Annotated in this window: 13 protein-coding genes; 10 read left to right on the plus strand and 3 right to left on the minus strand. The window is 72.5% G+C overall.

Annotation, left to right across the window (positions count from 1 at the left end; all coding sequences use genetic code 11):
* Position 1: 1 nt before the first annotated feature.
* From K1T35_RS00980 to K1T35_RS00990, 3 genes are all read right to left on the minus strand, one after another.
* A complete protein-coding gene (locus K1T35_RS00980; protein ID WP_220258310.1) occupies positions 2-646 on the minus strand; it encodes a response regulator transcription factor in 645 nt (214 codons plus the stop codon).
* The gene (locus K1T35_RS00985) at positions 643-2,385 is read right to left on the minus strand and encodes an ATP-binding protein (RefSeq protein ID WP_220258311.1); all 1,743 of its coding nucleotides are present in this window, start codon (positions 2,383-2,385) and stop codon (positions 643-645) included. The genes K1T35_RS00980 and K1T35_RS00985 overlap by 4 nt, the downstream gene beginning before the upstream one ends.
* A gap of 115 nt (positions 2,386-2,500) precedes the next feature.
* On the minus strand, positions 2,501-3,358 hold the full coding sequence (locus K1T35_RS00990) for a helix-turn-helix domain-containing protein (protein ID WP_220258312.1): 858 nt from the start codon (positions 3,356-3,358) through the stop codon (positions 2,501-2,503).
* A gap of 79 nt (positions 3,359-3,437) precedes the next feature.
* Here K1T35_RS00990 and K1T35_RS00995 point away from each other — a divergent pair, with 79 nt between their 5' ends.
* The 10 genes from K1T35_RS00995 to K1T35_RS01040 all read left to right on the plus strand — a co-directional run bounded on the left by K1T35_RS00995 (position 3,438) and on the right by K1T35_RS01040 (position 12,586).
* The gene (locus K1T35_RS00995; RefSeq protein WP_220258313.1) at positions 3,438-4,484 is read left to right on the plus strand and encodes an NAD(P)-dependent alcohol dehydrogenase; all 1,047 of its coding nucleotides are present in this window, start codon (positions 3,438-3,440) and stop codon (positions 4,482-4,484) included.
* A gap of 3 nt (positions 4,485-4,487) precedes the next feature.
* Positions 4,488-4,925 (plus strand): OsmC family peroxiredoxin, encoded by a 438-nt coding sequence (locus tag K1T35_RS01000; RefSeq protein ID WP_220258314.1) that lies wholly within the window; start codon positions 4,488-4,490, stop codon positions 4,923-4,925.
* Positions 4,926-5,129: 204 nt separating this feature from the next.
* A complete protein-coding gene (locus tag K1T35_RS01005) occupies positions 5,130-5,639 on the plus strand; it encodes a DUF2617 family protein (protein WP_220258315.1) in 510 nt (169 codons plus the stop codon).
* Positions 5,636-6,043 (plus strand): DUF4247 domain-containing protein, encoded by a 408-nt coding sequence (locus tag K1T35_RS01010; protein WP_220258316.1) that lies wholly within the window; start codon positions 5,636-5,638, stop codon positions 6,041-6,043. Before K1T35_RS01005 ends, K1T35_RS01010 begins: the two co-directional genes overlap by 4 nt.
* A gap of 22 nt (positions 6,044-6,065) precedes the next feature.
* Positions 6,066-6,530: a DUF350 domain-containing protein gene (locus tag K1T35_RS01015; RefSeq protein ID WP_220258317.1), complete on the plus strand. Its 465-nt coding sequence runs from the start codon at positions 6,066-6,068 to the stop codon at positions 6,528-6,530.
* An 8-nt stretch (positions 6,531-6,538) separates the two neighbouring features.
* A complete protein-coding gene (locus tag K1T35_RS01020) occupies positions 6,539-8,074 on the plus strand; it encodes a polyamine aminopropyltransferase (protein WP_220258318.1) in 1,536 nt (511 codons plus the stop codon).
* Between the two features lie 125 nt (positions 8,075-8,199).
* Positions 8,200-9,612 (plus strand): helix-turn-helix domain-containing protein, encoded by a 1,413-nt coding sequence (locus tag K1T35_RS01025; protein ID WP_220258319.1) that lies wholly within the window; start codon positions 8,200-8,202, stop codon positions 9,610-9,612.
* Between the two features lie 94 nt (positions 9,613-9,706).
* Positions 9,707-10,843 (plus strand): sensor histidine kinase, encoded by a 1,137-nt coding sequence (locus K1T35_RS01030; protein ID WP_220258320.1) that lies wholly within the window; start codon positions 9,707-9,709, stop codon positions 10,841-10,843.
* Positions 10,836-11,933, plus strand: coding sequence for a hypothetical protein (locus K1T35_RS01035; protein ID WP_220258321.1), 1,098 nt, complete (start codon positions 10,836-10,838; stop codon positions 11,931-11,933). The genes K1T35_RS01030 and K1T35_RS01035 overlap by 8 nt, the downstream gene beginning before the upstream one ends.
* A 14-nt stretch (positions 11,934-11,947) precedes the next feature.
* The gene (locus K1T35_RS01040; RefSeq protein WP_370645290.1) at positions 11,948-12,586 is read left to right on the plus strand and encodes a response regulator; all 639 of its coding nucleotides are present in this window, start codon (positions 11,948-11,950) and stop codon (positions 12,584-12,586) included.
* Positions 12,587-12,862: the final 276 nt, after the last annotated feature.

Consider the following 12,862-nt stretch of genomic DNA (forward strand, 5'->3'; position numbering starts at 1 on the left):
GTCACCGACGGCTGCGCTCGGCCTTCTGCAGCTCGAGGATGGCGAGCACCCGCTGGTTGCCATCGGGCAGTTTCAGCTTGTGGAAGATCCGGGTCACGTGGTTCTCCACGGTGCGCTCCCCGATGCCGAGGAGTTGAGCGATGCCGCGGTTGGACATGCCCTCCGCGGCGTGGGTGAGCACCTCGCGCTCCCGCGGCGTCAGCGATTCCAGGGCGTCGGTCATCGCCTGCCGGGCCACGAGATCGGCGACGACGTCCGGGTCCACCGCGACCCCGCCGCCGTGGATCCGGTTCAGGGCGTCGCGGAGCCGCTCGGCGTCGGTCAGGTTGTGTTTGAGCAGGTATCCGACCCCGGTTGGCCGGCAGCGCAGCAACCGGGCCGCCCACTCGGCGTCGCGGCTGGCGGAGATCACGAGGACGCCGACGTCCGGCGCCGTGGTGGTGATGGTCTCGGCAGCGCGCAGGCCTTCGTCGGCGAAGTGCGGCGGCATGCTGATGTCGACGATCGCGACGTCGGGCGGGTTGGCGCGCACCATCGCCTGGAGCTCGTCGGCGGTGTGCGCAGCGCCGAGGACCTCGATGCCGATTTCGGTGAGCCAGCTGGTGAGGCCGGCGAGGAAGAGCGGATGGTCATCGGCGATCGTCACGCGCATGGCAGCCTGACCAGCACGGTCGTGCCCTGCCCGACAGGGCTTCGCACTTCCATCCGCCCGCCCAGCGCTCGGGCGCGGTCAGCGGCTCCGGCCAGGCCGGAGTGGGCGGTGCACTCGGCCCCACCGCGGCCGTCGTCGACGACGCGGAGCTCGACGGTGTCGCCGTGGCGTTCGATCGTCAGGCAGGCCGAGGTAGCCCCGGAGTGCTTGCGCATGTTCGTGATCGCCTCCGAGGCGATGAACCAGAGATTCCGTTCGATCGCTGCGGGAAGGCGTTCCGCGGTGACGTCCAGATGGACCGGGATATCGATGGACCGCACCAGTTCGGGGAGGGCTTCGGCGAGACTCTTGCCGCCGGCGGGCACGGGTGCACCAGCGGTGAGACCGCGGATGACCTCCAAGGCGTTGACCACCTCCATGCGCGCCTGCTCGATGGCTTCCTTCGTGCTGGCGTCGTCGGCTGCCCTGCGGGTGGCCACGGCCAATCGCAGCTGCGCGCTGAGCAGCACTTGCTGGGCACCGTCGTGCAGGTCGCGGGCGATGTCGTGACGGGCGAGGCGCTCGGCGAGCTGCAGGCGGGCCTGCGAGGCTGCGATCTCGGCCTGGTTCGCCTGCCGGTCGAGCAGCATGCCGACGGCTCCGGTGGCGGCGTCGACCAGCCGACTGTGTCGACGCACCGCCTGCGGCATCCCGATGATCGCGAGCAGGGCGCCGTCTGTGGAGCTCACAGGGACCAGGTACCGGTCGCCGATGGCGTCGGGAGGGGGGACTTCGCCGGGGAGCCACAGCTCCAGGTCGGGATCGCGCAGCGCCCGGCGCAGCTCCGCGCGGACCTCGTCGAGGGTGGTTGCGTAGTAGATGCGCGGCAGGAATTCGGCGGCCGCCGAACGGATCAGTTGCCGGCGCACCTCCACGGCGAGGAACGCGATCGGTGTGAGCAGCGCCGCGGCGGCGGTGGCGATCCGCAGTACGTCGATGACGGCGCCGGGCAGCCCGAGGATCCGCGTCCCGATGTAGAGGATGGCCGACACCGCGATCGTGACGGCAGCGACGACAGCGGGCAGGGCATCGACTCGTTCGAGCCCTCGGCCGCGCCAGATCCTGCCCAGCAGGAGGGCGACGAGGCCTACCCCGAACGCGACGAGCCCGATGTTGAAGATCGTGGTCAGGGTCGTGAAGAGGCGCTGGTCCGGCGCGAGGGCGAGCCACCAGGCGCGGTCGTCGAAGTCGGCCCAGCCGGGGCGCGACACCGCGGCGATGACGAGCTTCCCACCGCACACCCAACCGGCGAAGGCCAGCAGGAGAAGCCGTTCGTACCAGCGTTCGAGGCGGGCCTGCGGGTAGCGGATCAGCGCGGCCCCGAGGCACACGACCCAGAGGTAGCCGCAGACGAAGGAGATCATGGGCAGCGGGCTCGCCTGCCACTCCGGCGGCCACCCCCAGCCCCATGACACCAGATAACAGGCGGCCGAGAGCGCGATCGCCCGCGCGCTCGGGCGCTGTTCCGGGTCCTCGGCCAACACCGCTGCGGTGGCGGCGAAGGAGCTGATCACGAGCAGGATCACCACGCCGGTCGCTGTCGCGTCGAGCCACTGTGACCACCACGACACGGCAGCAGCGCCTGCGAAGACCGCTGTGATCGACAGGACGCGGAGAACGCGGCCGCCACCCGGTGGTATCGCGTGCTTCTCGTCGGCCGGCAGGTCGGCCGCGCACGCCCCAGCCGAACCCATCGGGCCTCCCGTCGTCGGCGAGCGGGTCCACCTTCCTCACACCCGGTACACGCCGTTGGTCAACTCTAATCCGTGTGCTCGGAGCAGCTCCAGGTTCGCCCGTCCGCCCGGGCTCTCACCGTGCGCGTCGTCGAACCGCGCCGTTCGTGTTCGCCGCGCTCTCCGCGCGCGGTGCGGACGGCTCGGGCCGGGTGGCCGCCAGCTCGCGGAGCAGGGCGGCGCTGTCCTCGTCGGCGGGGAGGAACGTCTCGAGGGCCAGGTCGGCCGCGCCCACGTCCAGTGGGGCGCCGAGCGTGGCGATCACGGTCTGCAGGCCGACCACACCGAGGCGGGTCTTGAGCTCGAAACCGGCCATGACGCCGTCGCCCGTCCACCGGGGCGGCGGCCGGCCCGCAGCGGCGGCGAGGTGCCGTTCGGCCTCGAGCACGAGGTCGAGGAGCGCGTCGTCGGCCTCCTCGTCGGCCTGCCGACGCAACTGGGCGATCAATGGCCGGCTGCAGACCGGGGTGGCGGTGGAGATCCGCGGCAGGCCCTCGGGGTGCGTGGACAGCCGCAGCATGTTGACCGGCGGCGTCAACAGCCCGGGATCGACGCCGTCCCACAGCAGGTCGGCGGCGGCGTTGGCGGCCACGAGGTCCCAGCGGGCGTCGACCACGATCGCCGGGTGCGGGTCGTGGGCGGCGAGCAGCGTGTCGAGCGCCTGCCGCAGCGGTCGCATCGCCCGGTCCCGGGGGCCGGGCCCGCCCTGGGGCGGCGCGTAGCCACCCGCGAGCAGCAGCCGGTCGCGCTCGCGCAGGGGCATGTCCAGTGCATCGGCGAGGTGGACGAGCAGCTGCCGGCTGGGCCGGGCCCGTCCGTTCTCCACGAAGCTGAGGTGCTTGGTGGACACACCGGTCGCGGTGGCGAGCTCCAGCTGGCTCATGCCGCGGCGCTGCCGCCAGAATCGCAGCACCTCACCCGCGCCGCCGCCCACGGAACCAGAGTAGGGCCGTGGCGTCGCTGCACCCAGGAGGTAATGGGCTGCAGCACCTCCGGAGGACGAAGGTCGGTTCATGCGCAGCTACCGGCTCGACGCGGGGACCGGCCTCGACGGCCTCCGCCTCGACGTCTCCGAACTCCCGGTGCCCGGGCCCGGCGAGGTCCTCGTCGAGGTGCGGGCGGCCTCGCTCAGCTACCGCGAGGCGATGATCCTGGAAGGCAGGTACGTGCTCCCGGTCCGCGCCGGCGGGATCCCGCTCGCCGAGGGGGTCGGCGTCGTCTCCGCGACCGGACCGGACGTCGCAGGCCCCCCGGTGGGGGCGCGGGTCGTCGTCGCGGCGTTCCCGCGCTGGCAGGACGGGCCGTTCTCCCTCGACGTCATCGACCAGATCGGAGGATCGCTCGACGGGATGCTCGCCGAGCACGTCGTGCTGCCCGCGACCGCGCTCGTCGAGATCCCGGACGACCCCGCCGAGCCCACCGCCGACCTCACCGACGCAGAAGCGGCCACGCTGCCGGTCGCCGGGCTGACCGCGTGGAACGCGCTAACCGGCGGCCGCGGGATACGCCGCGGGGACACCGTGCTGACCCTCGGGACGGGAGGGGTGTCGCTGTTCGCGGTCCAGCTGGCCACCGCGATGGGCGCGCGGGTGATCGCCACGACCGGGAAGGACGCGCGGGCGGGCCTGCTGCGGGAGCTGGGCGCGGACGAGGTGCTGAACTACCGCGACATGCCGGACTGGCCTGCCGCGGTCCGCGCGGCGACGGGCGGGCGCGGGGCCGACCTCGTCGTCGACGTGGCGGGCAACCTGGAGTCCTCGCTCGCTGCCGTCGCGCTCGGCGGGGAGATCGCCGTGGTCGGGTTCGTCGGCGGGCGCCCGGGTGCCACCCTCGACCCGTATGCGGTCTTCACCACGGGCGCGACGCTCCGACCGGTCGCGGTCGGCAGCCGGGCCCAGCTCGTCGCCCTCGTCCACGCGGTGGGCACCCACCGGATCCGGCCGGTCCTCGACCGGGTCTTCCCCTTCGACGACGCACCCGAGGCGTTCCGCCACTACCTCGGCGGGACCGCACTCGGGAAGGTAGTCATCACAGTCGCACCGAACCACGAGAGGACCTGAGCGATGGCCGCACGCACCGGAAGCGCGAACTGGACCGGCGACCTGCAGGACGGGAGCGGTCGCCTGGTCGTCGGCCCGAAGCGTTGGGAAGCCGACTACAGCTTCCGCTCCCGCTTCACCGACGACGCCGTGGGCGCCACGAACCCCGAGGAGCTGCTCGCCGCAGCACACGCCGGCTGCTTCTCGATGTCGCTGACGCACGTGCTCACCCAGGCCGGCAGCGTTCCCCGCAGCGTCGCCACCAGCGCCCGGGTGCGCCTGCGTCCCGTCGACGGGCTGCCGACCATCGACCTCGTCGAGCTCGACACCACGGTGGACGTGGACGGCGTCGACGAAGCCGCCCTCCAGAAGCACGCCGAGGCGGCCGAGGCAGGCTGCGCGGTCTCCCGCGCCCTGACCGGGGTGGCAGAGATCAGGGTGACGGCGCGGCGGCAACCCTGAGCACGCTGGATCCACTGCAGGGCGACCGACGGGCCGGTCACCGCACCTCCTTGATCGAGACGATAGTGTCATCCGATCGGATGCCGCCGGGGGGAGGCATGACATGAGCGAGCCGCTGCTCGCCCTGCTCGTGATCGCCGTGCTCGCTGTTCTCGTCGTGCTCGCGCTGCGGTGGCGCCAGTACTCGCGCCGCCGGACCGGCACGTGAGCCTCCACCACCTCGATGTGGAGCCGCGCGACGTCGCCGCCGAGGCGCTGGGGCTGCTGCTGGACGCCCCGGCCCCGGCCGCGCTCGCAGAGCTCGTCCTCGACGACGGCCGCGGCGGCAGGCTGGTGCTCGGTGTGCTGGGCGCCTCGCACGTCGTCACCGCCGGCTCGGGTGGGCACGTCCTCACCGAGCAGGTCTCTTGTGACGCGCTCGCCGCAGGCGGGCGGGCGCTCCCCGAGCGGGCGGAGTCCGACGGCTACACGCTGTCGTCGACCGTCACGCCGGTGCCGCGGGCGGACCTCGACGCCACCGCGGTCCGGCTGCGCGCCCGTGCCGAACGCGACGACCGCCTGCTCTGCGGCGCCTTCCCGGGTGATGCGGGCGCCCTGACGGCCCTCGCGGCCGCCCCGCTGCCCGGCGGCGGCTGGACCTGGGAGACGTGGCACCTGTACCCCGGTGCGGAGAGGGGCGTGATCGTGACGACGCGGAGCAGGTGGGCACGGTGAGGGCACCGGTCGCCGCCGCCCTCGCCGCCGCGGCCGCGCTGTCGCTCGGCGCGTGCAGCGGCGACGACGACATCCGCGACTTCCTCTCCGAGACCTACTCGTACAACGGAAGCAGCGGCGACACCGCCACTTACAGCGCGCTCCGATCCCCGGTCGATGCCACGACCGCGAGGATCGCCGGGGAGTTCCCGCCGTCCGCACGCGGGGTCGACGGCAGTGCCGAGTACCTGCGCTACGCCGACGACATCGTCATCGTGAGCGCGATCCCCCAAGGCAGCGCGATCCGCGTCGAGGACCTGGACGACGGCTACCGCAGCGGCCGCTACCGCCACCTCGGTTCCGGTTTCGATCCGGGCTCGCCGGCCGGCAGCGCCACCGACGGTGGACCGGGGGACGGGAAGTGACCCACCAGAGCAGGAGAAATCCGTGATCGTGACGACCCAGTCCCTCCAGTTCGGGGCGGTCGACGCCACCGCGCTCGCGCAGGGCGCGCTCGCGACCCTGCTGTACTTCGTCGTCGGCTTCGCCGTGCTCGGCCTCGGCTTCCTCGCGCTCGACATGCTCACGCCGGGCAACCTGCGGCACCAGGTCTACGTCGACCGCAACCCGAACGCCGCGATCCTGCTCGGCGCGAACCACCTCGCGCTGGCGATCATCGTCGTCACCGCGATCATGACGAGCTCCGACAGCCTCGGACAGGGCCTCGCCGACTCGGCCGTCTACGGGATCATCGGCGTCGTCCTGCAGGGCGTTGCGCTGCGGCTCCTCGACGCGTTCGTGCCGGGCCACCTGCGCAACCTCGTCAACGAGCCGCGCATGAACGGTGCGGCGTGGGCGGTCGGCGTCAGCCTGGTCGCGATCGGCGCGGTGAACGCCGCCGCCCTCTCCTAGGGACACTAGTGCCGCCGCTGCGGTGGGCGCGTCCGCTGCTGCTCGCCGCGGTGGCGGTGTGCGCGGCGTGCGGGCTCGTCTACGAGCTGGTGCTGCTCACGCTCTCCACCAGCCTCGCGGGCGGCGGCATCACCGAGACGTCGCTGATCGTCGCCGGGTTCGTCGCGGCGCTGGGCGCGGGCGCGCTGCTGGTGAAACCGCTACTCGGGCACGCGGCCGCCGTGTTCGTCGCCGTCGAGATCCTGCTCGGCGTCGTCGGCGGGCTCAGCGCGGTGGCGCTCTACGTCTCCTTCTCCTTCTACACGCAGAGCTCGCCGGTGCTGGTCGTGGCGACGGCGGTGATCGGCATCCTCGTCGGCGCCGAGGTCCCGCTGCTGATGACGCTGCTTCAGTCCGGCCGGAGCGGCATCGACGCCCGCACCTCGGGGTCGGTGCTCGCCGACCTCAACGCCGCCGACTACGCGGGCGCCCTGCTCGGCGGGCTGGCCTGGCCGTTCGTGCTGCTGCCGCTGGCCGGCCAGGTCCGCGGCGCCGCCCTGACCGGCATGGTCAACCTGGTCGCCGCGGCCGTGGTCGCAGCGTTCCTGCTGCGAGCACAGCTCGGGCCGTGGGCGCGCCGAGGCGCCGCCGTCGCGCTGCTCGCCGCCGCCGCGGTGCTCGGGGTGCTGCTCGTGCAGGCGAGCGACATCGAGGTGAGCGCCCGCCAGCGGCTGTACGCCGACCCCATCGTCGAGGCCATCCAGTCGTCCTACCAGCAGATCGTCGTGACCGAGCGGGGCGGCGACGTGCGGCTGTACCTCGACGGCGACCTGCAGTTCTCCAGCGGCGACGAGTACCGCTACACCGAGGCGCTGGTGCACCCGGTGCTCGCGCGCGACCCGCGGCGCGTGCTGATCCTCGGCGGCGGCGACGGCCTGGCCGCGCGGGAGGCGCTGCGCCACCCGTCCGTGCGGGAGGTGGTGCAGGTCGAGCTGGACCCCGCCGTCGTGCGGCTCGCCCGCACGCGGTTCGCCGGGATCAACGACCACGCGCTGGCCGACCCGCGAGTCCGGGTGATCACCGCGGACGCGTTCACCTGGCTCCGCGATCCTGCGGCCCGTGGCTTCGACGCGGTGGTGGTCGACATGCCCGACCCCGACACCCCCGCGCTGGGGCGCCTGTACTCCACCGAGTTCTACGGTCTGGTGCGCGCGGCCCTGAGTCCGGGCGGGCTGGTGGCGGTGCAGGCCGGGAGCCCGTACTCCACTCCCACCGCGTACTGGCGCACCGTGTCGACCGTCGCCTCGGCCGGGCTCACGGTCACGCCGTACCACGTGCACGTGCCGTCGTTCGGCGACTGGGGCTTCGCGCTTGGCGGCACCGCCCCGTCCGCCCCCGAGCTCGCGCTGTCGCCGCAAACGCCTCCGCTGCGCTTCCTCGACTCCGCCGGGCTGCAGGCTGCCGCCGTGTTCCCGCGCGATCGCCCGCCGCAGCAGTTGGCGCCCTCCACCCTCGACCGCCCGCTCGTCGTCGATGACATGCGCCGCGGGTTCGTCGGGCGTTGACCCGGGACGCGGGTCCGTCGGATAGAAATGCGGCGTCACTGCTGCGGTCGGCATCTGGAAGACGGTGATCGACGATCGTCACTTCGCCTGACGACCCGGCCCAGCGCTCGCTCGACGTACTGGCGATGCACCGGCTGGGCCGCCGCGCGGACGGGAGCGCGGCGCTGTTGCGCTGGCTGTCGAGCCGCACGGGGTGCTGGACGGGGTTGGTGGACCGCTCGGGCGCAGTGCTCGTCAGCATCGGGGATCTCGACCGCACCGACATGGCGCTCGTCGGCCGCGGCATCGAGGACATGCTCGACCGGGGGCTCACCACGTTCATCGCGCACGACGGCCCGACGCGTTCCGCCCTGCTGCTGGTCGTCGACCAGCCGGCGGACGGTCCCGGCCCCGTGCTCGTGTTCGTCGGCGACGATTACGTGCCGCGGTCCCTGGCGAGCGACGCGGCCTCGCTGCTCGGCACCTGCTGGTGGGCGGAGGAGACCCGGCGCACCCGGCAGCGGGTGGAGGAGGCCGAGGCCCGATCGCGTGAGGCCGTCCTGCACCTGCTGACATCGAGGAACACGGCGATCGCCGGCCAGATCGCCGCCGCCCTGTTGCCGCCGCTGCCCGATCCGGTCCGGGTGCACGTCGTCGAATGCGGGCCCGGCGAGCGCGACGAGGTGCTGCGGCGGTGCGCGGAACTGACCGGGAACACGGCATGGATCGTCCGATGCCCGGTTCAGGTGCGCCACGTCCTCGTCGTGGCCGCCGGGCACCTGCCCTCGTTGGAGGTCGCACTCACGGCAGGCCTCGACGGCTGCGTCGTCGGGACCGGCGACGTCGTCGCGCTGCGGGACACCGCCGCCGGCTACGAGCAGGCGTTCCACGCGCTGACGGTCGCGCGGGGGCGCCCGGAACGGTGGGCTCGCTTCGACGCCCGGCTGGACCTCGCCACGCTCGTCGGGCGAGACGGCCTGCCGTGGGCCACCGCGGTGCTGACTCCGTTGATCACCCACGTGCCGGCACGCCGCAGCGATCCGGACGCTGTCGAGCTCGTGGCGACCGCCAGGTCCTGGCTGTCGTTCTCCACCGCGGCGACCCGGCAGCTGAAGATCCACCGGAACACGCTCGTCACGCGGCTCGGCCTCATCGGGGAGTTGCTCGGGCTCGACCTCGGTCGGGTGGCGGACCAGGCCGTGCTCGACCTCGCTCTGCGCGTCAGGGCCATGCCTCATGCCACGACGGCCCACGAGACCGACGTCGTCGATCTGGACGACCTCCTACGGGCGCCCGCCGTCCGGGAGTGGGCGCTGGCCACCCTCCGCCCGATCCGCGACCCCGCGCTCGAGTCGACGCTCCGTATCTGGCTGGATCGCGATGCGCGGCTCAGTGCCACGGCCGACGCGCTCGGCGTCTCCGTCCCTGGTGCACGCAAGAGGCTCGGCCGGCTGGAGCGGGCCCTGGAACGGTCGCTGCTGCAGCCGCCCAGCGCCCGGTTCGACGTGTGGCTCGCCCTCCGCGCCGCCGATCTCACGGCACGGGCCACCGACGGCTAGATCTGCTACTTGCGGATGTGCTCGCTGGGCAATTTGATCCTCGCCGTCCGGATCCGATCGCCGTTACATTCCGGCACAGCTGCGTGAGGGGCACATGTCGGAAGAGCTCGGAGGTTCCGAACGGCTGCTGGCGCGGTTCGGTCGCCGGTACGCCGGTGTCGTCCGCATCGCGACGGCGTTGCCGATCGGGGCGATCAGCGTGTTCAGAGTGGCGCCGGAGTTCACAGCGGCCCAGATCGTCCAGGCCTGCGTCCTTGTGGCGTGGACCTGCGTGTATGCGTGGTGGCTGACCCGCTCCGACCAGGTGCTGTTGCCGCTCACCGTCGACGTCGCAGGTTTGCTCGCCGCCTGCGTCGTCTCCGCGGTCCTCGTGTCCACTACCGGCGCGGACGTCGACCGCGGCCCCCTGCGGCTGCTCGTCACGTTCGGCGTCGTGACCTACCAGTGGTACGCGCCGCCGCTCGCCGGCGGCCTCGCGGCGCTTGCGGCGGTCGGTGCGCTGGTCCTCACCAGCGTCGTGGTCGGAGCGGACATGGACATCCTCCGCGGGCAGGCGTGGGTGCTGGTGGCAGCAGGGCTGTCCCGAGCCGCGTGGGTGCTCATCGTGCGAGCCGCGCGGCGGGCCGATGCCCTCGCGCTCGAGGCCGAACGGGCTCGTCGCGCGGCACACGTGGAAGCGGCCGTGCGCGCCGACCAGCGTGAGCTCGCCAACGCGCTGCACGACACCGCCTCCACCACACTGCTCATGGTGGGCACGGGCCAGGTGCCTGCCGGCGCCGGTTGGCTGGCGCCGCAGGCGCGCCGCGACCTCGATCGGATGCGTACCGACGGACGGCGAGTGCCCGACCACGCTGATCTCGTCGCCATGCTGCGCGAAGACCTCGACGCGACGCACCTCGCGGTGCGGCTCGACGGTCCGGAGCGGATTCCGCTGCCCTTCGCCGTGGCGCAGGCGATCGCCGACGCGGCGCGGGAGGCCCTCAACAACGTCCGCCGTCATGCCGGAGTGGACCATGCGGCCGTCCGGCTCCGGGGCGACTCCCGAGGGCTGCGGCTCGACATCGTCGACGAAGGAGTGGGTTTCCCGGTCGACGAGGTCCCCGGCACGCGTCGCGGCTTGCGGCACTCCGTGCACGGACGCATGAGCCGCATCGGGGGCACGGCGACGGTCATCTCCGCCGTGGGCGCGGGCACCGTCGTGAGGCTGGAATGGCGAGCCGAGCATGAGTGACAGTGGTGAGGCGCAGGTCCCGCACAGCGTGCGGATCGCGACGCTGATCATCTCCGCGGCCATCGCACTCGGGCTCGGTGGCGCCAACCTGCTGAGCAACATGGCGGAGTACGAGGTCCCGCTCGCCCAGGTGGGTGCCTACGCAGCCCTCGCCGCGGTGCTCGGGGTCGAGGCGGTGCTGCTCGTCCGGCGGCGCCCGTGGGGACGCCTGCGCATCCCGGCCATCGTCGTGACGTTCGCGGCGTCGGCCCTGTCGGCGGTGACCCTGCCAGACGGACAGACCTCCACCACCGTGGACTGGGTGTTCGGCGCGACGAACTTCGTGGGCCTGGCCGTGCTGCACGACCGCCCGCTGCGCAGCGTCGTGGCGTTCCTGTCCGCCCACGAGCTGATCGCGGTGCTGAACCTGCTCCTGTTCCACGATGTCACCCGCGGTGCGCTTCTGCGTCTCGCGACGGGCTCGGTGAACGTGATCGGCGTGCCGCTGTGCATCGCGGTGGGAGCGGCCGCGGTGCGCCGGATTCACGCAGAGGCGGAGGCCGCCCGCCGGGAGATCGAGCGCGTACGAACCGCGGAGGCCGTCGCGACGGAATCGCACGAGCGCCGCCAGCAGCGTTTCGCCGAGCTGTCCGGCACGGCCGTCCCATTGCTGCAAGGGCTCGCCGACGGGTCGCTCGATTCCGAGGACACCGACGTGCAGCGTCGCTGCGCCATCGAGGCCGCGCGGATGCGGCGACTGTTCGCCGAGGTGGACGAGGCCGCGAATCCCTTGCTGCACGAGCTGCGCCATTGTGCCGACATCGCCGACCGCAAGGGCGTCGTCGTCGAACTCGACGCGCGCGGGAAGTGGCCCACTCCGCCGAGAGAAGTGCGACGTGAACTGACCGAGGCGGCCCTCACCGCCCTCGCCACCGCGGTGTCGCGGGCGCGGGTGACGGTGATCGGGGGAGCGGATCTCGTGTCGGTCGGCGTTGTGGCGGACTGCGGCGCGGTCGATATTCCGCCACCGACGGTACCTGGCGTGCGGATTGATACGTTCAGCAACGAGGAGACGGTGTGGATCGAGGCGCAATGGGAACCGACGCGATAGCCACGATCACAGCGGTGATCGTGGACGACCACGTCGCGGTCGTCGCGGGAGTGCGCTCTTGGTGCGATGAGGCGGTGCCGCCGATTCGAGTCGTCGACGCCGGGGCTCGGCTCGCCGACGTCTGGACCGGACCGGGTGCGGAGGCGGATGTCGTGGTCTTCGATCTGGAGTTGGTCCCGGGGAATCCCGAATTCGGAGAGTTGCGCCGGTTGGTCGACAGCGGCCGCCGCGTCGTCGTGTATTCACAGCACCTCGACAACGCCACGGCGATCAAATGCATCGACCTGGGAGCGCTCGCCTACCTGACCAAGCGCGAAGGGCCGGAGCACCTGGTGCCGGCCGTCCGGGCCGCTGCCCAGGGCACGGCGTACACCCCGCCGTCGCTCTCCGGAGCGTTCATCGCGGACGATGACTCCGATCGACCCCGGCTGTCCGGGCGTGAGCTGGAAGTGCTCCGAGCTTGGTTCGCGTCGTCGTCCAAGGACCTCGTCGCGGCCAAACTGCACATCACGGTCAAGACCGTCGACACCTACATCGCGCGGGTGCGGGCGAAGTACGCCAACGTGGGGCGGCCGGCCCGCACCAAGAGCGAGCTGGTCAGCCGGGCGCTGGACGACGGGATCATCACGCTCGCCGAGCTCAACAGACCATGACGGCGGTGTCGGGTGTTCGCCCGACACCGGAGGGCTTCCGGCCTTCCTAAGGTTTCTACCGAGCGGATCCACCGCAGTTGCTGCCCACGGCGCAACGGCTCGGGTCCGCCCCTCGTGGCCACGCCAGTTGCTTGCCTCCGGCGCAACAGCGTGGCTCACCAGGGTTGTGCGCAGGTCGCTTGCCTCGAGCGCGACGTGCGGGACGCCCTTTCTCCGGTCATCCGACCGAACCCCTTTGCAACACCCCTTCTACTCCGAGCTCAGGAGCGATCAGCG

The organism is Pseudonocardia sp. DSM 110487 (assembly GCF_019468565.1).
Lineage (GTDB): Bacteria > Actinomycetota > Actinomycetes > Mycobacteriales > Pseudonocardiaceae > Pseudonocardia.

What these genes read in the sequence shown, in the direction of transcription:
- K1T35_RS00985 (WP_220258311.1), bottom strand. Translation starts at nt 2,385, where the DNA reads ATGGGTTCGGCTGGGGCGTGCGCGGCCGACCTGCCGGCCGACGAGAAG.
- K1T35_RS00995 (WP_220258313.1), top strand. Translation starts at nt 3,438, where the DNA reads ATGCGCAGCTACCGGCTCGACGCGGGGACCGGCCTCGACGGCCTCCGC.
- K1T35_RS01000 (WP_220258314.1), top strand. Translation starts at nt 4,488, where the DNA reads ATGGCCGCACGCACCGGAAGCGCGAACTGGACCGGCGACCTGCAGGAC.
- K1T35_RS01025 (WP_220258319.1), top strand. Translation starts at nt 8,200, where the DNA reads ATGCACCGGCTGGGCCGCCGCGCGGACGGGAGCGCGGCGCTGTTGCGC.
- K1T35_RS01030 (WP_220258320.1), top strand. Translation starts at nt 9,707, where the DNA reads ATGTCGGAAGAGCTCGGAGGTTCCGAACGGCTGCTGGCGCGGTTCGGT.
- K1T35_RS01035 (WP_220258321.1), top strand. Translation starts at nt 10,836, where the DNA reads ATGAGTGACAGTGGTGAGGCGCAGGTCCCGCACAGCGTGCGGATCGCG.